The sequence below is a fragment of the Arthrobacter sp. NEB 688 genome (assembly GCF_013201035.1).
Taxonomy (GTDB): Bacteria; Actinomycetota; Actinomycetes; order Actinomycetales; family Dermatophilaceae; genus Phycicoccus.
Genome location: NZ_CP053707.1, coordinates 3,984,792 through 4,002,764 on the forward strand (window position 1 = coordinate 3,984,792; position 17,973 = coordinate 4,002,764).

19 protein-coding genes are annotated in these 17,973 nt (G+C 74.4%); 4 read left to right on the top strand and 15 right to left on the bottom strand.

The features are described 5' to 3' along the window. Positions 1-15: 15 nt before the first annotated feature. The 9 genes from tsaD to glmS all read right to left on the bottom strand — a co-directional run bounded on the left by tsaD (position 16) and on the right by glmS (position 9,201). The gene (gene tsaD / locus HL663_RS18665) at positions 16-1,059 is read right to left on the bottom strand and encodes a tRNA (adenosine(37)-N6)-threonylcarbamoyltransferase complex transferase subunit TsaD (protein ID WP_173029825.1); all 1,044 of its coding nucleotides are present in this window, start codon (positions 1,057-1,059) and stop codon (positions 16-18) included. Continuing rightward, positions 1,052-1,525: a ribosomal protein S18-alanine N-acetyltransferase gene (gene rimI / locus HL663_RS18670; RefSeq protein ID WP_173029826.1), complete on the bottom strand. Its 474-nt coding sequence runs from the start codon at positions 1,523-1,525 to the stop codon at positions 1,052-1,054. The genes tsaD and rimI overlap by 8 nt, the downstream gene beginning before the upstream one ends. Further along, a complete protein-coding gene (gene tsaB, locus HL663_RS18675) occupies positions 1,522-2,187 on the bottom strand; it encodes a tRNA (adenosine(37)-N6)-threonylcarbamoyltransferase complex dimerization subunit type 1 TsaB (RefSeq protein ID WP_173029827.1) in 666 nt (221 codons plus the stop codon). Before tsaB ends, rimI begins: the two co-directional genes overlap by 4 nt. Then, positions 2,181-2,681, bottom strand: coding sequence for a tRNA (adenosine(37)-N6)-threonylcarbamoyltransferase complex ATPase subunit type 1 TsaE (gene tsaE, locus HL663_RS18680; protein WP_173029828.1), 501 nt, complete (start codon positions 2,679-2,681; stop codon positions 2,181-2,183). Before tsaE ends, tsaB begins: the two co-directional genes overlap by 7 nt. Further along, complete coding sequence (locus tag HL663_RS18685) at positions 2,678-3,829, bottom strand: alpha/beta fold hydrolase (RefSeq protein ID WP_173029829.1); 1,152 nt, start codon at positions 3,827-3,829, stop codon at positions 2,678-2,680. Before HL663_RS18685 ends, tsaE begins: the two co-directional genes overlap by 4 nt. Beyond that, on the bottom strand, positions 3,829-5,010 hold the full coding sequence (gene alr, locus HL663_RS18690; RefSeq protein WP_173029830.1) for an alanine racemase: 1,182 nt from the start codon (positions 5,008-5,010) through the stop codon (positions 3,829-3,831). Before alr ends, HL663_RS18685 begins: the two co-directional genes overlap by 1 nt. A 484-nt stretch (positions 5,011-5,494) precedes the next feature. Further along, positions 5,495-6,949 (bottom strand): bifunctional ADP-dependent NAD(P)H-hydrate dehydratase/NAD(P)H-hydrate epimerase, encoded by a 1,455-nt coding sequence (locus HL663_RS18695; protein ID WP_173029831.1) that lies wholly within the window; start codon positions 6,947-6,949, stop codon positions 5,495-5,497. Continuing rightward, complete coding sequence (locus HL663_RS18700; RefSeq protein ID WP_173029832.1) at positions 6,946-7,308, bottom strand: holo-ACP synthase; 363 nt, start codon at positions 7,306-7,308, stop codon at positions 6,946-6,948. Before HL663_RS18700 ends, HL663_RS18695 begins: the two co-directional genes overlap by 4 nt. A 33-nt stretch (positions 7,309-7,341) precedes the next feature. Next, entirely contained in the window at positions 7,342-9,201 is a 1,860-nt protein-coding gene (gene glmS, locus HL663_RS18705) for a glutamine--fructose-6-phosphate transaminase (isomerizing) (RefSeq protein ID WP_173029833.1), read from the bottom strand. A gap of 117 nt (positions 9,202-9,318) precedes the next feature. Between glmS and coaA the strand changes: the two genes are divergently transcribed. Beyond that, the gene (coaA, locus tag HL663_RS18710; RefSeq protein WP_173029834.1) at positions 9,319-10,320 is read left to right on the top strand and encodes a type I pantothenate kinase; all 1,002 of its coding nucleotides are present in this window, start codon (positions 9,319-9,321) and stop codon (positions 10,318-10,320) included. A 90-nt stretch (positions 10,321-10,410) separates the two neighbouring features. Here coaA and HL663_RS18715 read toward each other — a convergent pair whose 3' ends face one another. The 3 genes from HL663_RS18715 to HL663_RS18725 all read right to left on the bottom strand — a co-directional run bounded on the left by HL663_RS18715 (position 10,411) and on the right by HL663_RS18725 (position 13,625). Further along, positions 10,411-11,136, bottom strand: a complete 726-nt coding sequence (locus HL663_RS18715) for an aggregation-promoting factor C-terminal-like domain-containing protein (RefSeq protein WP_173029835.1) — start codon at positions 11,134-11,136, stop codon at positions 10,411-10,413. Positions 11,137-11,295: 159 nt separating this feature from the next. Continuing rightward, positions 11,296-12,636, bottom strand: a complete 1,341-nt coding sequence (phoH2, locus tag HL663_RS18720; protein WP_173029836.1) for an RNA 5'-3' helicase PhoH2 — start codon at positions 12,634-12,636, stop codon at positions 11,296-11,298. Positions 12,637-12,860: 224 nt separating this feature from the next. Further along, a complete protein-coding gene (locus tag HL663_RS18725; protein WP_173029837.1) occupies positions 12,861-13,625 on the bottom strand; it encodes an isoprenyl transferase in 765 nt (254 codons plus the stop codon). A gap of 148 nt (positions 13,626-13,773) precedes the next feature. Between HL663_RS18725 and trhA the strand changes: the two genes are divergently transcribed. Continuing rightward, on the top strand, positions 13,774-14,490 hold the full coding sequence (gene trhA / locus HL663_RS18730; protein ID WP_173029838.1) for a PAQR family membrane homeostasis protein TrhA: 717 nt from the start codon (positions 13,774-13,776) through the stop codon (positions 14,488-14,490). Between the two features lie 66 nt (positions 14,491-14,556). Here trhA and HL663_RS18735 read toward each other — a convergent pair whose 3' ends face one another. Further along, the gene (locus HL663_RS18735; protein ID WP_173029839.1) at positions 14,557-14,808 is read right to left on the bottom strand and encodes a hypothetical protein; all 252 of its coding nucleotides are present in this window, start codon (positions 14,806-14,808) and stop codon (positions 14,557-14,559) included. Beyond that, a complete protein-coding gene (mca, locus tag HL663_RS18740; protein WP_173029840.1) occupies positions 14,805-15,743 on the bottom strand; it encodes a mycothiol conjugate amidase Mca in 939 nt (312 codons plus the stop codon). Before mca ends, HL663_RS18735 begins: the two co-directional genes overlap by 4 nt. A 92-nt stretch (positions 15,744-15,835) precedes the next feature. On the opposite strand from mca, the gene HL663_RS18745 reads away from it, so the two are divergent. After that, positions 15,836-16,210, top strand: a complete 375-nt coding sequence (locus tag HL663_RS18745) for a DUF4307 domain-containing protein (protein WP_173029841.1) — start codon at positions 15,836-15,838, stop codon at positions 16,208-16,210. A gap of 189 nt (positions 16,211-16,399) precedes the next feature. Next, the gene (gene greA, locus HL663_RS18750; RefSeq protein ID WP_173029842.1) at positions 16,400-16,885 is read left to right on the top strand and encodes a transcription elongation factor GreA; all 486 of its coding nucleotides are present in this window, start codon (positions 16,400-16,402) and stop codon (positions 16,883-16,885) included. A 222-nt stretch (positions 16,886-17,107) separates the two neighbouring features. Here the strand turns inward: greA and HL663_RS18755 are convergent, their stop codons facing one another. Next, complete coding sequence (locus HL663_RS18755; protein WP_173029843.1) at positions 17,108-17,950, bottom strand: PhzF family phenazine biosynthesis protein; 843 nt, start codon at positions 17,948-17,950, stop codon at positions 17,108-17,110. Between the last annotated feature and the right edge of the window lie 23 nt (positions 17,951-17,973).

Genomic DNA, 17,973 nt, shown 5'->3' on the forward strand with positions numbered 1-17,973 from the left:
CGCCCGGTTCGCGCGTCAGGCCGAGACGACCGTCACCGGCATCGAGGAGTCGGCCGGGATGCCGAGGTCCGACGGCGGCCGGCCCTTGAGCACCATCTGCGCCCCGAGCGCGGCGACCATCGCGCCGTTGTCGGTGCACAGCTTCGGCCGCGGTACGCGCAGCTCGATGCCCGCGGTGTCGCAGCGCTCCTGGGCCATCGCCCGCAGCCGGGAGTTCGCGGCGACGCCGCCGCCGATCTGCAGGTGACCGACGCCGTGCTCGCGGCAGGCGTCGATCGCCTTGCGGGTCAGCACGTCGGTCACGGCCTCCTGGAAGCTGGCGGCGACGTCGGCGACCGGAACCGTCTCTCCCGCAGCCTCCTTCGCGGCGACCCAGCGCGAGACGGCGGTCTTGAGCCCGGAGAACGAGAAGTCGAAGCGGTGGCGCTCCATGTCGCGCCCGCCGGTGAGGCCGCGCGGGAAGTCGATGACGACCTGCCCCTCGCGCGCCACCCGGTCGATGTGCGGGCCGCCGGGGAACGGCAGCCCGAGGACGCGCGCGACCTTGTCGAACGCCTCCCCCGCGGCGTCGTCGATCGTCGAGCCGAGGCTGCGCACGTCGTGCGTGACGTCGGGGACGAGCAGCAGCGAGGAGTGCCCGCCGGAGACGAGCATCGCGAGCGTCGGCTCGGGCAGCGGGCCGTGCTCGACGATGTCGACGGCGACGTGGCTCGCCAGGTGGTTGACGCCGTGCAGCGGGACGCCGAGCGAGAGGGCCAGCGCCTTCGCGGAGGCGACCCCGACCATCAGCGCCCCGGCGAGACCCGGGCCCGAGGTGACGGCGACGGCATCGACGTCGCGCAGCGTGACGCCGGCCTCGGTGCACGCGCGCTCGATCGTCGGGACCATCGCCTCGAGGTGGGCGCGGCTCGCGACCTCGGGCACGACGCCGCCGAAGCGCGCGTGCTCGTCGACGCTGCTCGCGATGGCGTCGAACAGGAGGGTCTCGCCGCGCACGAGCCCGACGCCGGTCTCGTCGCAGGAGGTCTCGATGCCGAGGACGAGGGGCTCGTCAGCCATCTGCGGCTCCGTTCTGCTGGAGGGACTTTCGCATCACGAGGGCGTCGACGCCCCCGGGGTAGTAACGGCGCCGGCGGCTGATGGTGCCGTAGCCGGAGGACTCGTACAGGCCGACCGCCGGCGCGTTGTCGGCGCGCACCTCGAGCAGGACGTGCTCGGCGCCGCGGGCCAGCGCTCGTCGCTCGAGGTCGGCCAGCAGCACGCGACCGAGACCCTGCCCGCGCGCTTGCGGCGAGACCGCGACGGTCATGACGTCCGAGACCTCGCCGCCGTGGTCGAGGCCGCCGTAGCCGAGGAGCGCGCCCGCGTCGTCGGCCGCGACGACGTAGTCACGCCGGGGTCGCGCCGCGAGCTCGGACCACCACGAGGCCTCGCTCCAGGCGTCGTCGGGGAAGAGCGACGCCTCGAGCGCCGCGAGGCCGGTGACGTCCGGCCAGCGCGCGTCGCGGAGGGTCGCGGGGCTCATCGGGCGGCGCGCTCCGCGGTGGTCAGCGCGTCCGGGCGGCGCAGGTAGAGGGGCTCGACGGGCATCGGGGTGCCGGCGGCGTTGCGGCGCACCGCGACCCGGGCGAGCACGCCGGGGTCGACGTCGAGGACGTCGGCCAGCGGGGCCTCGAACAGGTCGGCGTAGAGCAGCGGTCCGCGTCCCGCGGTCGGCAGCGCGCGGACCTCGGCTGGCAGGCCGGCGGGGGCCTCGACGGCCGGCTCGGTCAGGGCCTCGGCCACGCCGTCGGCCCCGCGGCGGTAGCGCGCCCAGTAGACCTCGCGGCGCCGGGCATCCGTCGCGACGAGCACCTCGTCGGCGTCGGTCGCCGCGAGCGCCTGCTCGGCAAGGACGTCGAGCGAGCAGACGCCGTGCACCGGCACGTCGAGCGCGTAACCCATCGTCACGGCGGTGACCATCCCGACCCGCAGGCCGGTGAACGGGCCCGGGCCGGTGCCGACGGCGAGGTCGGTGACGTCGCGGACGCTCGCGCCGGCCTGCGCCAGGGTGCGCTCGACGAGCGGGGCGAGCAGCTCGGTGTGGGCGCGGGCATCGATCTCGACGCCGACGACGGGCCCCTCGCCGTCACGCAGCACGGCGACGCCGATGGCCGAGGTGGAGGTGTCGAGGGCGAGGGTCAGCACGGCTCTCCTCCGAGGGGTGCGAGCGGGTCGGGGGCGTCGTCGCCGTCGGTGGCCCAGCGGCCGCCGACCCCGGTGACGGTGGCGGTGCGGCGCTCGGTCCCGAGGTCGACGTCGAGGACGACCTCGAGGCGGTCCTCGGCCAGGCCCTCGGCGAGGCCGTGGCCCCACTCGACGACGGTGACGGACTCCTCGACGCTCGCGTCGAGGTCGAGGTCGTCGAGCTCGAGCGCGCCGTCGAGGCGGTAGGCGTCGACGTGGACGAGCGCCGGCCCGCCGACGGTCGAGGGGTGGACGCGGGCGATGACGAAGGTCGGGGAGGTCACGGCTCCGCGGACCCCGAGGGCCTCGCCGAGGCCGCGCGTCAGGGTGGTCTTCCCCGCGCCGAGGCCTCCGGTGAGGACGACGAGGTCCCCGGCGCGCAGCACGCCGCCGAGGGCCGAGCCGAGGGCCCGGGTGTCGTCGACCTCGGGCAGCACGAACCGACGGGCGCTCACGAGGCCGCCTCCCTGCGGGCCCGCGCGGCCCGCCGCTTCTTCGAGATGTCCTGGACGGTGCGCCGCACGCGCGGCTTGCTGCTGACGGGCACGCCCTCGGCGACCGCGCGCCGGGCGCGCTGGATGAGCGCGAGCAGCTGCTCGGTCACGAGGTCGGGGTGCTCGAGCATGAGGATGTGGCCGGCGTCCTCGACGACGACGTGCTCGGCGCCGGGGACGTGACGGACGATCTCCTCGGAGTGCGACGCCGGCGTGATGAGGTCGCCCGCGCCGTTGATGACGAGGAGCTCGACCCCGGCCAGCGCATCCAGGGAGGGGACGAGGTCGAGGTCGTCGATGTCGGGGAGGAACGCGGCCATGACGTCGAAGGAGGTCTCGAAGATCATCTCGGCGACGAGGTCGACGAGCGCGGGGCTCACCGGGGAGTCGAAGGCCCAGCGGGCGACGGCGAGGTCCTGGACGCCCTTGCCCATCTTGCGCAGGACACCGATCGGGCCGGCGTGCCGGGAGAGGCGGGTGAGGACGCCCGGGCCGAGGGAGCCGACGACGCGGCCCGCGAGCGGGCCGAGGCCGAACTCGGTGACCTCGTGGCCGCCCGGCGAGGTCGAGACGAGGCCCACGGCGAGGACCCGGTCGCGGACCACGTCGGGGTGCTGCCCGGCGAAGGACATGACGCTCATGCCGCCCATCGAGTGTCCGATGAGGACGACCGGCCCGGTCGGGCACGTGGCCTCGATGACGGCGGCGAGGTCGAGCCCGAGGCGTGCGACGGTGCAGGTGGAGAGGTCCGGCGTGGACGAGCGGCCGTGCCCGCGCTGGTCGTAGGTGACGACGCGCAGGCCCTGGTCGAGCAGCGCCCGGCGCTGGAGCACCCAGGACTGCATCGTCAGGGCGAAGCCGTGGGCCATGACGACGGTGGGGGTGCGCCCGGCGAGGTGGCGCCGGCCCCGGCTCGCGGCGCGCGGGGCGTCGATCTCGACGTGCAGGTCGACGCCGTCGTCGGTGTGCACCGTGAGGGACTCGCTCGGCACGTGCCCCCAGCCCTCGGCGGGGTCGCCGAGGTCGGGGCGCACCGCCGGGCCGCGCCGGACCCGGCTGCCGACGGCGCCGAGCAGCCCGAGCGGACCCCCGGTGGGACGGGTCGGCATCAGGCGTCCTCCCCGACGACGACGCGGGGCAGGCGCGGGGCCATCCGGGTGATGACCTCGTAGTTGATCGTGCCGGCGGCCTCGGCCCAGTCCTGGGCGGTCGGCTCGCCGTCGGCGCCGCGGCCGAGGAGGGTCACCTCGTCGCCGGGGGCGCCGTCGAAGTCCGGGCCGAGGTCGAGGACGACCTGGTCCATGCAGACGCGGCCGGCGATGGTGTGCCGGCGGCCGTGGACCTGCAGCGGGCCGGCGTTGCCGGCGTGGCGCGGGACGCCGTCGGCGTAGCCCATCGGGACGAGGCCGAGGACGGTGTCGCGGTCGGTCGTGTACTCGTGGCCGTAGCTGACGCCCTGGCCGGCCCGGGCGCGCTTGACCTGCGTGAGGCGGGCCGTGACGCGCATCGCCTCGCGCAGCCCGAAGTCGGCCGGGCTGCCGAGGTCGGGCACCGGCGAGAGGCCGTAGACCGCGAGGCCGGGACGCACGAGGTCGAAGTGGGCCGAGGGGTTGGTCAGGGTCGCGGCGGAGTTGGCGAGGTGGCGCAGGCCGGGGTCGACGCCGGCGGCCTCGAGCTCGGAGACGGCCTCGCCGAAGCGCTCCTGCTGGGCGCGGACGGTGGGATGCTGCGGCGCGTCGGCCCAGGCGAAGTGCGACCACGTCCCGGTGACGCGGACGGCGCCCTCGGCGACGGCGACCGCGAGCGCGGTGGTGAACTCGCTCCAGTCGGTGAGGACCCCACCGCGGCCGAGGCCGGTGTCGACCTTGGCCTGGACGTCGGCCGTGGTGCCGCGCTCGCGGGCGACGGCGACGACGGCGTCGAGGTTCCAGCGGCTGCCGACGGTGAGGTCGATGCCGGCGTCGAGGGCCGCGCCGAGGTCGGCCTGCGGCGGGTAGATCCACGTGAGGACGGGGGCGGTGACGCCGGCGGCGCGCAGCGCGAGGGCCTCGGCGAGCTGGGCGACCCCGAGCCAGGCGGCGCCACCGGCGAGGGCGGCCCGTGCCGCGGTGACGAGGCCGTGCCCGTAGGCGTCGGCCTTGACGACGGCCATGACCTGCGCGGGCGCCGAGCGGCGCACGAGCTCGGCGACGTTGTCGCGGATGGCGGCCGCGTCGACCGTGACCCACGCGGACGCACCCGTCGGCGCGGACGCTCGGGCGGGTGCGGTGGGGGCGGGGTGGTCGGTCATGAGCCTGTCCAGTCTAGGACCGCAGGTGGGGCCGCATCCCCGGAGGTCACGAGTTGCGGCCGACCGGCGCCCGACCCGGGGCCGGACGACCGACCGTCCGGGTGTGCCGGAGCCCCGGAGACCCCCGACCCTCCGGGCCGGCCTCCCCCGTGCGCCGACCGCCGGCGGGAGCGTGGGACTCGGTGCGGAGAGAACGTGTGTCCTCCCAGCCTCCACGCATCTTGGGAGGAATTCCTCCCACCCCGCGACCACCACCCCCACCCCGGGAGTGAAACCACCCGCGGTGACAGCAAGACCTCCCACCCCGGGAGGGAAACCTCCCAGGATGGCGGGTAAACCAGTCACGCCGGGAGCGAGACCTTGCGCAGCGGGAGGGAAACCTCCCGCGGTGGGAGGTAAACCACCCGTGCCGCGTGGAGTTCGGGAGAGCACACTCTTGGCCGGCGTCCGAGGGGCGGGCGCGGGCCCGGCCTGACCCCAGAAATCAGCGCCGCAGCAGGGCGGCCACCGTGGCCGGCACCGCCCGCGCCACCGCGAGCGCCCGCACCGGCCCGCCCGGGTTGGCCCGCTCCGCGGCCAGGCCGTGCACGAGCGCGCCGAGCGCCCCCGCCACGTCCGCCCGCAGCCCGGACGCCAGCAGCGTCCCGACCACCCCGGCCAGCACGTCACCGGCTCCGGCGGTCGCCAGCCACGTCGGCGCATCGGCCTGCGACCACACCGGCGCGCCGGGCTCGGGGGGCACGACGAGCGTCGTCGCCCCCTTGAGCAGCACCGTCGCGCCCGCCACCTCGGCCAGCCGCCGCGCGTGCCGCAGCGGCGCGGCCTCGACGGCCGAGCGGGACACGTCCTCCCCCGTCAGCCGCGTGAGCATCCGGGCGCACTCGCCGGCGTGCGGCGTCAGCAGCGTGACCCGGCCGGCGCGCTTGCGCACCACCGCCGGGACGACGAGGTCGAGCCCGCCGGCGTCGACGAGCACCGGCTCCTCCCCCGCCAGCGCGTCGCGCGCCACGTCCAGCTGCGCCTTGGAGCCGGCCGCCCGCGACGTCGTGTCGAGCCCCGGCCCGACGACCCACGCCTGCACCCGGCCCACGCCGTGCGTCACCTCCGGCACGTGCGCTCGGACGAGCCCCTCGGGGGTCGGGGTGCCGACGTAGCGCACCATCCCCGCGCCCGCCTCGACCGCGGCGGTCGTGCACAGCAGCGCCGCCCCGGTGTACGACTCCCCGCCCGCGACGACGCCGAGCACGCCGCGCGAGTACTTGTCGTCGCGCGGCCCGGGCACCGGCCACATCCCGGCGACGTCGTCGTGGTCGATCCGCCGCACGGCCGGCGTCGCGTCCACCTCGAGCCCGATGTCGACCACGGTCAGCGCCCCGCACGCCTGCTCGGTCGGCGCCAGCAGGTGCACCGGCTTGGCCACCGAGAAGGTCACCGTCTCGTCGGCCAGCACGCCGTCGGCGTCGAACACCTCGCCCGCCGGGTCCTGGCCCGACGGCAGGTCGACGGCCAGCACGTACGCCGACTCCGGCACCGCCGCGACCCACTCCGCCGCCCACGCGGGCAGCCCGGGCCGCGCCCCGATGCCCAGCACGCCGTCGAGGACGAGGTCGGCCTCCGCGACGAGCGCGACGTCACCGGTCAGGACGACGCCCACCGCCTCGGCCGCCGCCCGCGCCCCGTCGTGCACGACGTCACCAACGAGCGCCACCGCCGCGTAGCCCGACTCCGCGAGCAGGGCCGCCGCGTACAGCGCGTCCGCCCCGTTGTTGCCGGGCCCGACCAGCGCGACGACCGTCCGGCCCGCGCGCTCCTCGAGCCGCGCCGCCGCCACCGCCGCCAGCCCCTCGACGGCCCGCGCCATCAGCTCGCCGTCGTCGAGGGTCGCCATGAGCGCCTCCTCGGCGGCGTACACCGCATCGGTTGCGTAGGCCTCGATCACCGCTGCTCCTCCCGCTCCGCGACGACGACCGCCGAGGCGATCCCGGCGTCGTGCGAGAGCGACACGTGGATGGACGTGATGCCGAGCTCGGCGACCGCCGCCTCGACGGTGCCGCGCAGCCGGAAGGCCGGCCGGCGGTCGGGCCCCCGGACGACCTCGGCGTCGTGCCACTGCAGGCCGACCGGCGCCCCCAGCGCCTTGGCCAGCGCCTCCTTCGCCGCGAAGCGCGCGGCGCGGGAGTTGAGCGGCAGCACGCGCTCGCCCTCGGTGAACAGCCGCTCGCCGAGGCGCGGCGTGCGCTCGAGCGTCGCGCCGAAGCGCTCGACGTCGACGACGTCGATGCCGACCCCGACGATCATCGCGCCACCGGCGTCACGCGGCCGTCCCCGACGTCACTCGACCGTGACCGACTTCGCGAGGTTGCGCGGCTGGTCGACGTCGAGGCCCTTGGCCGTGGCCAGGTGCAGCGCGAAGACCTGCAGCGGCACGACCGCGAGCAGCGGCGCCAGCATCGGCGAGCACTGCGGGATGCGGACGACCTCGCTCGCGAACGGCACGACGTCCTCGTCGCCGTCGTGGGCGATGACGAGCGTGCGCGCACCGCGGGCCCGGATCTCCTGGATGTTGGAGACGACCTTCTTGTGCAGCTCGTGCGGGGTGTCCGGCCCCGGCACGACGACGAACACCGGCTGGCCGGGCTCGATGAGCGCGATCGGGCCGTGCTTGAGCTCACCGGCGGCAAAGCCCTCGGCGTGGATGTACGCGAGCTCCTTGAGCTTGAGCGCACCCTCCATCGCCACGGGGTAGCCGACGTTGCGGCCGAGGAAGAGCACCGTGCGGGTGTCGGCCATGAACTCGGCCATCTCCTGCACGCGGCCCATCCGGCCGAGGAGGTCCTCGATCTTCGCGGGGATCTCGCCGAGCTCGGCCATGACGGCCTTCGCGTCGTCGGCGTAGGTCTCCCCGCGCAGCTGAGCGAGGTAGAGGCCGAGCACGTAGCAGGCGGTGATCTGCGCGAGGAAGGCCTTCGTGGAGGCGACGGCGATCTCGGGGCCGGCGTGCGTGTAGAGCACGGCGTCGGACTCGCGCGGGATCGTCGAGCCGTGCGTGTTGCAGATCGACAGCGTCATCGCGCCGAGCTCGGTGGCGTGCTTGACCGCCATGAGCGTGTCCATCGTCTCGCCGGACTGGCTGATCGACACGACGAGGGTGTCCTCGTCGACGATCGGGTCGCAGTAGCGGAACTCGTGGGCGAGGGCGACCTCGACGGGGATGCGCGTCCAGTGCTCGATGGCGTACTTGGCGACCATGCCGGCGTACGACGCGGTGCCGCACGCGACGATCGTGATGCGGCGGACCTGGCGCAGGCGCTCCTCGGAGATGCGGACCTCGTCGAGGACGAGGGCGCCCGACTCGTCGGTGCGCCCGAGCAGCGTGTCGGCGACGGCGTGCGGCTGCTCGTGGATCTCCTTCTCCATGAACGTCGCGTAGCCGCCCTTCTCGGCGGCGGCGGCGTCCCAGGTGACCTCGTAGGACTTGCCCTCGGCGGGCGAGCCGTCGAAGCCGATGACCGAGTGGCCGTCCGGGGTGATCGTGACGATCTGGTCCTGGCCGAGCTCGAGCGCATGGCGGGTGTAGCCGATGAACGCCGCGACGTCGCTGCCGAGGAAGTTCTCGCCGTCGCCGAGGCCGACGACGAGCGGGCTGTTGCGGCGGGCGCCGACGACGACGCCGGGGCTGTCGGCGTGGACGGCGAGGAGGGTGAACGCGCCCTCGAGGCGGCCGACGACGGCGCGCATCGCCTCGGTGAGGTCGCCGAGGCGGTCGTACTCACGCCCGACGAGCTTGGCCGCGACCTCGGTGTCGGTCTCGGAGAGGAACTCGACGCCCTCGGCGAGGAGCTCCTTCTTCAGCGCGTGGAAGTTCTCGATGATGCCGTTGTGGATGAGGGCCAGCTTCTCGCCCTCGCCCCCACGGTGCGGGTGCGCGTTGCCGTCGGTCGGGCCGCCGTGCGTCGCCCAGCGGGTGTGGCCGATGCCGGTGCGCGACGGGCCGAGGGGGTGGGCCTCGAGGGCCGAGCGGAGGTTCTCGAGCTTGCCGGCGCGCTTCTCGGTGCTCACGCCGTCGTCGGTGACGAGGGCGACGCCCGCCGAGTCGTACCCGCGGTACTCGAGGCGGCTCAGGCCCTCCATGACGACGTCGAGCGCCGTCCCGTCCATGCTCCGGCCGACGTAGCCGACGATTCCACACATGGCGGGCAGCCTATCCGCTGACGGCCCCGCAGCCGGTCACCGGCGGGGCCCGCGCACCGGCGCCCGCAGGGCCCCGACGGCCCGCGGGGGCGGGGCTTCCGCGGCGACGGTGGGCCGATGCGGAATGATGCAGGAGTGACCGCAACGGAGCAGGCACTGGCGCGCCTCGGCGTGACCGGGGCCGCCGGGGTGCCGACCCCGTACGTGGAGCTGGACCGGGGGACCTGGTCGCGGCTGCGCGAGGAGCACCCCATGAGCCTCACGCAGGACGACATCTCGCGGCTGCGCGGCCTCGGGGACCGCCTCGACCTGCGCGAGGTCGAGGACGTCTACCTGCCGCTCTCGCGGCTCCTGCACTTCTACGTCGAGGCCGTACACGGGCTGCGCCTGGCGACGAGCGAGTTCCTCGGCGAGCGCCCGAGCCGGGTGCCCTTCGTCGTCGGCGTCGCCGGCTCGGTCGCGGTCGGCAAGTCGACGACGGCCCGCATCCTGCGCGAGCTGATGTCGCGGTGGCCGCACACCCCGCGCGTCGAGCTCGTGACGACGGACGGCTTCCTCTACCCCAACGCCGAGCTCGAGCGACGAGGGCTGCTGCAGCGCAAGGGTTTCCCCGAGTCCTACGACCGCCGCGCGCTGCTGCGCTTCGTCGCCGACGTCAAGTCGGGGATGCCCGTCGTCCAGGCGCCGCAGTACTCGCACCTCACCTACGACGTGCTGCCCGAGCCGGTCGAGGTGCGCAAGCCCGACGTCCTCATCATCGAGGGCCTCAACGTGCTCCAGCCGCCCGGCAGCCGGCCCGACGGCGAGAGCACGATCGCGGTGTCGGACTTCTTCGACTTCTCGGTCTACGTCGACGCGCCGCTGGACGAGGTGCGGCGCTGGTACGTCGAGCGCTTCCTGCGGCTGCGCGAGACGGCGTTCGCCGACCCCCAGTCCTACTTCCACCGCTACGCCGAGCTCAGCGACGCGCAGGCCCGCGAGACCGCGGCCGGCATCTGGTCGGCGATCAACGAGCCCAACCTCGTCGAGAACGTCCAGCCCACCCGCGAGCGCGCGACGCTCGTCCTCGGCAAGGGCGCCGACCACGCCGTCACGCACATCCGGCTGCGCAAGATCTGACGAGCGACGCCCCGGGGCGAGGCACCTCGCGCCGCGACGCGCGAAGGGCCCCGGCGTGCGCCGGGGCCCTTCGTCTGCGTGCGGGGGTGCTCAGTACCAGTGCGGCGAGCGCGCCTGCCACTGCGCGAGCGCGTTGCACGGGGTGCCGTACGAGCGCTTGATGTAGTCCAGGCCCCAGGTGATCTGGGTGACCGGGTTGGTGCGCCAGTCGCTCGCGACGCTGGCCATCTTGTTCGCGGGCAGCGACTGCGGGATGCCGTAGGCGCCGGAGGAGGAGTTCTCGGCGTACCAGCGCCAGTCGCTCTCGCCGATCCACAGCTGCTCGAGGCAGCCCCACTGGTCGGAGCCGAAGCCGTGCTCGGGCAGGAGCAGGCGCGCGACGGACTTGGGGTCCTCCTGCGCGTTCTCGAGGACCTTCTTGCGCTCGGCGGCGCGGGCGGCGCGCTCCTGGGCGACGCGGCGCTTCTTGGCGAGCGCGGCGGCCTCGGCCTTCTGCGTGGCGTCGGCCTTGGCGGCGACGACGGACTTCTGGACGTTCGTGGCAGAGCGGTCCGAGGCGACGCGGGCGGCGTCCTCGAGGGCGACCTGGCTCTCCTGCGTCGAGCTGGCGGTGGCCGAGTCGTCGAACGCGAGGCCGACGGCGTCGGCGTTGGCCGAGTCCTCGAAGGTGCCGCTCAGGGCGATGCCGCTCGTGACGACGGCGGCGACGAGGCTGGTCGAGACCAGCGGCCGGCCGACCACGGACACGGCGGTCCGCCCGAGCGACCGCTTGGGAGCGGCGTGGCGCGGGGCGTGACGCGGGGTGTATCGGGCCATGAGGGACCGGCGGACCTTCCGAGGGGTGGGTGCGGCTCGGGCGTGGTGCAGCCACGAGCGGCGTTACTGAATCGAGACCTTAGCCTAGGTCCAGACCGGTCCCGGACCGAAATCGGCCCCTGAGCATCCGCTCAGACGAGCAGGTCAGGGGCCGTTCGGTCAGACCTCGAGCCCCTCGAGCAGGTCGGTCACGAGGGCCGCGATCGGGCTGCGCTCGGAGCGCGTCAGCGTCACGTGGGCGAACAGCGGGTGCCCCTTGAGCGCCTCGACGACCGCGACGACGCCGTCGTGCCGCCCGACCCGCAGGTTGTCGCGTTGGGCGACGTCGTGGGTCAGGACGACCTTGGAGTTCTGGCCGATCCGCGACAGCACGGTGAGCAGGACGTTGCGCTCCAGGCTCTGGGCCTCGTCGACGATGACGTACGCGTCGTGGAGGCTGCGTCCGCGGATGTGGGTCAGCGGCAGCACCTCGAGCATCCCCCGGTCGAGGATCTCGTCGACGACCTCGCGCGACACGAGCGCCGAGAGGGTGTCGAAGACCGCCTGGCCCCACGGGTTCATCTTCTCGGCCTCGGACCCGGGCAGGTAGCCGAGCTCCTGGCCGCCGACGGCGTAGAGGGGGCGGAAGACGACGACCTTGCGCTGCTGGCGCCGCTCCATGACCGCCTCGAGCCCGGCGCACAGGGCGAGCGCCGACTTGCCGGTGCCGGCCCGCCCGCCGAGGCTGACGATGCCGACATCGGGGTCGAGGAGCAGGTCGAGGGCGATGCGCTGCTCGGCGCTGCGGCCGTGCAGGCCGAAGGCGTCGCGGTCGCCGCGCACCATCCGCACCTGCTTGTCCGGGCCGACGCGCCCGAGGCCCGAGCCCCGCGGCGAGAGCAGCTTGAGGCCGGTGTGGCACGGCATCTCGGCGGCGCCGGCGTGCTCGAGGCGGCCGTACTCGTAGAGGTGGTCCATCTCCTCGACCGAGACGTCGAGCTCGGCCATGCCGGTCCAGCCCGACTCGACGGCCAGCTCGGCGCGGTACTCCTCGGCCTCGAGGCCGCACGCCGACGCCTTGACCCGCATCGGCAGGTCCTTGCTGACGACCGTGACGAGGTGGCCCTCGTTCGCGAGGTTGCGGGCGACGGCGAGGATGCGGGTGTCGTTGTCGCCGAGCCGGAAGCCGGCGGGCAGGGACATCGGGTCGGTGTGGTTGAGCTCGACGCGCAGCGTGCCGCCGACCTCGCCGACGGGCACCGGGGCGTCGAGGCGGCCGGCCTTGATCCGCAGGTCGTCGAGCATCCGCAGCGCCTGGCGCGCGAAGTAGCCGAGCTCGGGGTGGTGGCGCTTGCCCTCGAGCTCGGTGACGACGACGACGGGGAGCACGACCTCGTGCTCGGCGAAGCGCAGGATGGCCCGGGGGTCCGACAGCAGGACCGAGGTGTCGAGCACGAAGGTGCGGCGCGGCCCGTCCTCCCCCGCTCGCGTGCTGGCTGCCGTCACGGTGCTCGGGGTCATGGCTCGCTCCTGGTGGTCGACGGAGGATCGTGGCTCGACGCTACGACCGCCCCGGGGAGAGGGCGGGAGGAGCGGTCCGGCGTGTCGGTGCGGGGGTGGCTGCAGTGACCGGTGTGACGGCTGGGACGAAATGTCATCCGTTCGTCCCCGCAGGTCACCCGGGGTTCACACGGGATCGGCCGACCGTCCACCCGGTCTTGTGGCAGCCCGGCGCCGGGCGCGGGTCAGGCGCCGTAGCGGCGGTGACGCTCCCCGTACGCGCGCAGGGCCCGCAGGAAGTCGACCTTGCGGAAGTCGGGCCAGTAGGCCTCGCAGAAGTAGAACTCGCTGTGCGCGCTCTGCCACAGCAGGAACCCCGAGAGCCGCTGCTCGCCCGAGGTGCGGATGACGAGGTCCGGGTCCGGCTGGCCCTTGGTGTAGAGGTGCTCGGCGATGTGCTCGACGTCGATGACCTCCGCGAGCTCCTCGATGCTCGTGCCACGCGTCGCGTGCTCGTGGAGCAGGCTGCGCACCGCGTCGGCGATCTCGCGCCGGCCGCCGTAGCCGACGGCGACGTTGACGAGCATCCCGTCGACCTCGCGGGTGCGCTCGGCCGCGGCCTTGAGGCGCTGCGCGGTCGCGGCCGGCAGCAGGTCGAGCGCGCCGACGGGGTTGACCCGCCAGCGCAGCGTCGCCCCGATCGAGTCGACGGAGTCCTCGATGATGCCGAGCAGCGGGCGCAGCTCGGCCTCGGGGCGGTTGAGGTTGTCGGTCGAGAGCAGCCACAGGGTGACGAGCTCGACCCCCACCTCGTCGCACCAGGTGAGCAGGTTGAGGATGTTGTCGGCGCCGGCGCGGTGCCCCTCCTCGGTCCCGGCGCCGCGCTGCTTGGCCCAGCGCCGGTTGCCGTCGACGAGCACGCCGACGTGGCGCGGCACCGGCGCTCCCCCGAGCTGACGGGCCACCCGCTTGGCGTACGCGGCGTAGAGGACGTCGCTGAGCCGCCGCATGCCAGCCGCCCTTCCCGTGCGCTCCGGATCCGACCGCCCGGCGGGGCGGTCGCGGGCCCACGGTACTCCGCGCCGCCGTGCCCGACCTCACGACGCGGGCGGGTCGTTCCGCTTCCTAACCTACGCTCGCGTAGGTTACCGTGGACGCATGACCCGTGAGCAGCCCGACCCCGCCCTGGAGCCCCGCCGGCTCGAGGCGCTCGAGCAGCGCGTCGAGGCCGCCCTCGTCACCGTCAAGCCCAAGCTGCGCGGCTGGCTGCACGCCGGGATGACCCCCGTGGCGCTCGTCGCGGGCGTCGTCCTCGTGCTCCTCGCGTCGACGACCGAGGGCAAGATCTCGGCCGCCGTGTTCGCCGGCACCGCCGTCCTGCTCTTCGGCACCTCGGCGGTCTACCACCGCGGCACCTGGTCGCCGCGCGTCGGCGCGTTCCTGCGCCGCTGGGACCACTCGAACATCTTCCTCATCATCGCCGGCAGCTACACGCCCTTCGCGCTGATGCTGCCCGCCGACCAGGCCCGCCGGATGCTCGTCATCGTCTGGAGCGGCGCCCTGCTCGGGGTCGCCTTCCGGGTCTTCTGGACCGGCGCCCCGCGCTGGCTCTACGTGCCGGCCTACCTCATGCTCGGCTGGGTCGCCGTCTTCTACTTCGGCCCCCTCGTCCAGCACGCCGGCAGCGGCGTCATGGCCTGGGTCGTCGTCGGCGGCGTGCTCTACAGCCTCGGCGCCATCGTCTACGGCACCAAGCGGCCCAACATCTCGCCGCGCTGGTTCGGCTTCCACGAGGTGTTCCACGCGCTGACCGTGCTCGCGTTCACCGCGCACTTCGTCGCGGCCTCGCTCGCCCTGACCGGCCCGCAGGCCTGAGCCCGCGCCCGTCCCCGGTGGGGACGGAGCACGCGGACCGAGGACGGAGCGCGCGGGCCGCGGCGCTCAGGCGGGTCCGGGAGACCCGTCGTCGCGCCGGCCGTCGGTGGGCGTGGTCCCGCCGTCGGCCTCCGGCTCGACCTCGGCCGGGCCGGCCTGCGGCTCGTCGCTGCCGCGGTGGGCCCGCTGCTGGCGGTAGGACATCCGGCGCATCCGCGCGTTCATGTTCCGCATGAGGAACCAGAGTGCGAGCGCGAGGAACGTGAACGCGATGAAGGCGAGGAAGCCGGTCGAGACGTCGGGCGGGGAGTCGTTCATGCGGCACGCTCCGTGACGGTGTCGTGGACGAGGACGAGCTCGGGGCTCGTCGCGAGGGCGTCGGCCTCGGCGAGGTCGGTCGGCAGACCGGCGAAGAGGTCGTCCTCGTCGTCGGCGACCGGGACGAAGGAGAGCGCGAGCTCGTACTCCTCGATCGGCCACACCTGCGCCTGGAGCTCGCGCGGCACCTGGAACCAGGTGCCGTCGGGGTCGACCTGCGTGGCGTGCGCGAGCAGGGCCGCGTCGCGCCGGTCGTACCAGGCGGAGCACTCGACGCGGGTCGTGACGACCCGCTCCGTGCGCGTCCAGTTCTCGAGCCACTCGGCGTACGGGCTCTCGCGGCCGAGGCCGGTCAGCGCCTCGTGGAAGGCCTCGATGCGCGCCCGGCTGAAGGTCTGGTTGTAGTAGAGCTTGAGCGGCTGCCACGCCGGACCGGCCTCGGGGAAGGCGTCCGGGTCGCCGGCGGCGGCGAAGGCGTTGACCGACACGTCGTGGCACATGATGTGGTCGGGGTGGGGGTAGCCACCGTTCTCGTCGTACGTCGTGACGACGTGCGGGCGGAAGCGGCGGATCTCGCGGACGAGGGCCTCGGTGGTCACCTCGAGCGGCTCGAGCGCGAAGCAGCCCTCGGGCAGCGGGGGCAGCGGGTCGCCCTCCGGCAGGCCGGAGTCGACGAAGCCGAGCCAGGTGTGCTGGACGCCGAGGATCTCCTGGGCGCGCGCCATCTCGTCGCGGCGCACCTGGGCGAGGTCGCGCAGGATGTGCACGTCCTCCTTGAGCCGCGGGTTGAGGATGTCGCCCCGCTCACCGCCGGTGCAGGAGACGACGAGCACCTCGTGGCCGGCGTCGACGTACTTCGCCATCGTCGCCGCGCCCTTGCTCGACTCGTCGTCAGGGTGCGCGTGGACGCACATGAGCCGGAGCCGTTCGGACATGAGAGACCCTTCGTGCAGGTGGGCTCGGGCGGTACCCGAGAATGGACCGAGGACCATCCTCTCACTGCCCGCCGACCGTCGAAGGAGCAGCCGTGCGCCTGCCCGACCCGCACGACCCGGCGGGCCGTCGCGCCCTCCTCGCGATCGCCGCCGTGGTCCTCGCCGTGGCCGGCATCGCCTGGTACGGATGGAGCGCCACCGCGGGCCAGGTGCGGCCGACCGTCACCGGGTACCGCGTCGAGTCCGACGCCCTCGTGCGGGTCGGCTACGACCTCGTCCGGCCGGAGGGCACGGCCGTCACGTGCCGGGTCAGCGGCCTCGACGGCTCCAAGGGGCGCGTCGGCACGGTCGAGGACGCCATCCCCGCCGACGGGCCGGCGATCGTCCACCGCGTCGTCGAGGTGCGCACGAGCGCCCGCGCGGTGACCGGTGTCGTCGAGTCCTGCGTGCGCTTCACGGCGGGCTGACCTCGCACGACGCGGTGCGCGGGTGTGGCGCCGGCGCCGCACGTTGCTAGACTGACGGCTTCACGTTCGGGTCCGTGCCGACGCAAGCGCCGAGAATCGGCGGTCGGCCCGGGCCCGTTGCCGTAAGCACCCCGCGGCGAGCCCGCGAGGGTCCGGCGCCCCATGCACCTTCGCAGGAGTTGATGACCCGTGACCGAGACGACGAACCAGAGCTACCTCACGCAGGCGGCCTTCGACCGCCTCCGCGCCGAGCTCGACGAGCTGACCGGCCCCGGCCGCACCGAGATCGCCAAGAAGATCGAGGCGGCCCGCGAGGAGGGCGACCTCAAGGAGAACGGTGGCTACCACGCGGCCAAGGAGGAGCAGGGCAAGATGGAGGCCCGCATCCGCCAGCTGACGCAGCTGCTCGAGAACGCGGTCATCGGCGAGACGCCGGCCGACGACGGGGTCGTCGAGCCCGGGATGATCGTCACCGTCGACATGTTCGGCGACGAGGAGGAGTTCCTCCTCGGCTCCCGCGAGATCACCGACTCCTCGATGCAGGTGTTCTCCGAGAAGTCCCCGATCGGTGCGGCCGTCAACGGCCACAAGGTCGGCGACGAGGTCTCCTACGAGGCCCCCAACGGCAAGCAGATCGCGGTCAAGATCCTCAAGGCGACGCCGTACACCGGCTGAGTCCCGCCGCCCCGGCGACGTGACGGACGGCCCGGCCCCCCTCGTGGGGGCCGGGCCGTCCGTCGTCCACGCCTCATCCCGGGGGTGCCGCCCTGCCCTCGCCGTGCCGCCCCCACCTCGTCGTGCCGGTGTGCCATGGCACCCCGGCCGGGCGAGACCACCTCGGCGGGACGAGGTCGCCCCGGCCGGGCACCCCGGCGGGATGCCCGGTGCCTGCGTGCGTCAGGCGGGGCGGGAGCCCTCGACGAGGGTGTGCGTCGCCCCGCCGACCCAGACGACGCCGTCCTCGACGTCGACGTGGACCCGGCCCTCGCGGCCGAGGACGGTGCCCTGCGCCGCGACGTAGTGCTCGGGCGCGTACCCGGCGGGGACGAGCCACTGGCCCAGGCCCGCGTTGAGGCTGCCCGTGACCGGGTCCTCGCCGAAGTCGCGCTCGTCGGAGAAGAAGGCCCGCACCTCGAGGTCGACCCCGTCGGTGCCCACGCCCTCCGGGTAGCGGGCGGCCAGCCCGACCTTCATCCCGCGGGCGAGCACCGGGTCGGGTGCCGCCGACAGGACGGCCTCCGGCGAGGCGAGCAGCACCGCGAGCCAGCCCGGCCCGTTGTCGACCCAGGCGGCGTCGACGACGTCGCCCGGCGCGACGCCCAGCGCCGCCACGACCCGCGCGAGCTCGTCGCCCTCGACCGCCCCGGACCGCACGAGCGGCGGGGCCGCGAAGGCCAGCCGGTCGGCGCCGCGCCGGACCTCGACGAGCCCGGCGGCGCACTCCTGCACGACGACGCCCTCGGTGCGCGGCACTCCCCCGGCCTCGAGCCACGCGTGCGCACTACCGAGCGTCGGGTGGCCGGCGAACGTCAGCTCCCCGCCGATCGTCCAGATCCGCACGCCGTAGTCGGCCCGCGGGTCTGTCGGGGCGGTGAGGAAGGTCGTCTCCGAGAGGTTGGTCCACCGGGCGACGGCGAGCATCTCGTCGTCGGACATCCCGTCGGCGTCGTGGAGGACGGCGAGGGCGTTGCCCCGGAAGGCTCGCTCGGAGAAGACGTCGACGAGGCGCACGGCGGTCATGCCGTCATCGAAGCACGTCGCCG

What these genes read in the sequence shown, in the direction of transcription:
- tsaD (WP_173029825.1), bottom strand. Translation starts at nt 1,059, where the DNA reads ATGGCTGACGAGCCCCTCGTCCTCGGCATCGAGACCTCCTGCGACGAG.
- rimI (WP_173029826.1), bottom strand. Translation starts at nt 1,525, where the DNA reads ATGAGCCCCGCGACCCTCCGCGACGCGCGCTGGCCGGACGTCACCGGC.
- HL663_RS18685 (WP_173029829.1), bottom strand. Translation starts at nt 3,829, where the DNA reads ATGCCGACCCGTCCCACCGGGGGTCCGCTCGGGCTGCTCGGCGCCGTC.
- alr (WP_173029830.1), bottom strand. Translation starts at nt 5,010, where the DNA reads ATGACCGACCACCCCGCCCCCACCGCACCCGCCCGAGCGTCCGCGCCG.
- HL663_RS18700 (WP_173029832.1), bottom strand. Translation starts at nt 7,308, where the DNA reads ATGATCGTCGGGGTCGGCATCGACGTCGTCGACGTCGAGCGCTTCGGC.
- glmS (WP_173029833.1), bottom strand. Translation starts at nt 9,201, where the DNA reads ATGTGTGGAATCGTCGGCTACGTCGGCCGGAGCATGGACGGGACGGCG.
- coaA (WP_173029834.1), top strand. Translation starts at nt 9,319, where the DNA reads ATGCGGAATGATGCAGGAGTGACCGCAACGGAGCAGGCACTGGCGCGC.
- HL663_RS18715 (WP_173029835.1), bottom strand. Translation starts at nt 11,136, where the DNA reads ATGGCCCGATACACCCCGCGTCACGCCCCGCGCCACGCCGCTCCCAAG.
- phoH2 (WP_173029836.1), bottom strand. Translation starts at nt 12,636, where the DNA reads ATGACCCCGAGCACCGTGACGGCAGCCAGCACGCGAGCGGGGGAGGAC.
- HL663_RS18725 (WP_173029837.1), bottom strand. Translation starts at nt 13,625, where the DNA reads ATGCGGCGGCTCAGCGACGTCCTCTACGCCGCGTACGCCAAGCGGGTG.
- trhA (WP_173029838.1), top strand. Translation starts at nt 13,774, where the DNA reads ATGACCCGTGAGCAGCCCGACCCCGCCCTGGAGCCCCGCCGGCTCGAG.
- HL663_RS18735 (WP_173029839.1), bottom strand. Translation starts at nt 14,808, where the DNA reads ATGAACGACTCCCCGCCCGACGTCTCGACCGGCTTCCTCGCCTTCATC.
- mca (WP_173029840.1), bottom strand. Translation starts at nt 15,743, where the DNA reads ATGTCCGAACGGCTCCGGCTCATGTGCGTCCACGCGCACCCTGACGAC.
- HL663_RS18755 (WP_173029843.1), bottom strand. Translation starts at nt 17,950, where the DNA reads ATGACCGCCGTGCGCCTCGTCGACGTCTTCTCCGAGCGAGCCTTCCGG.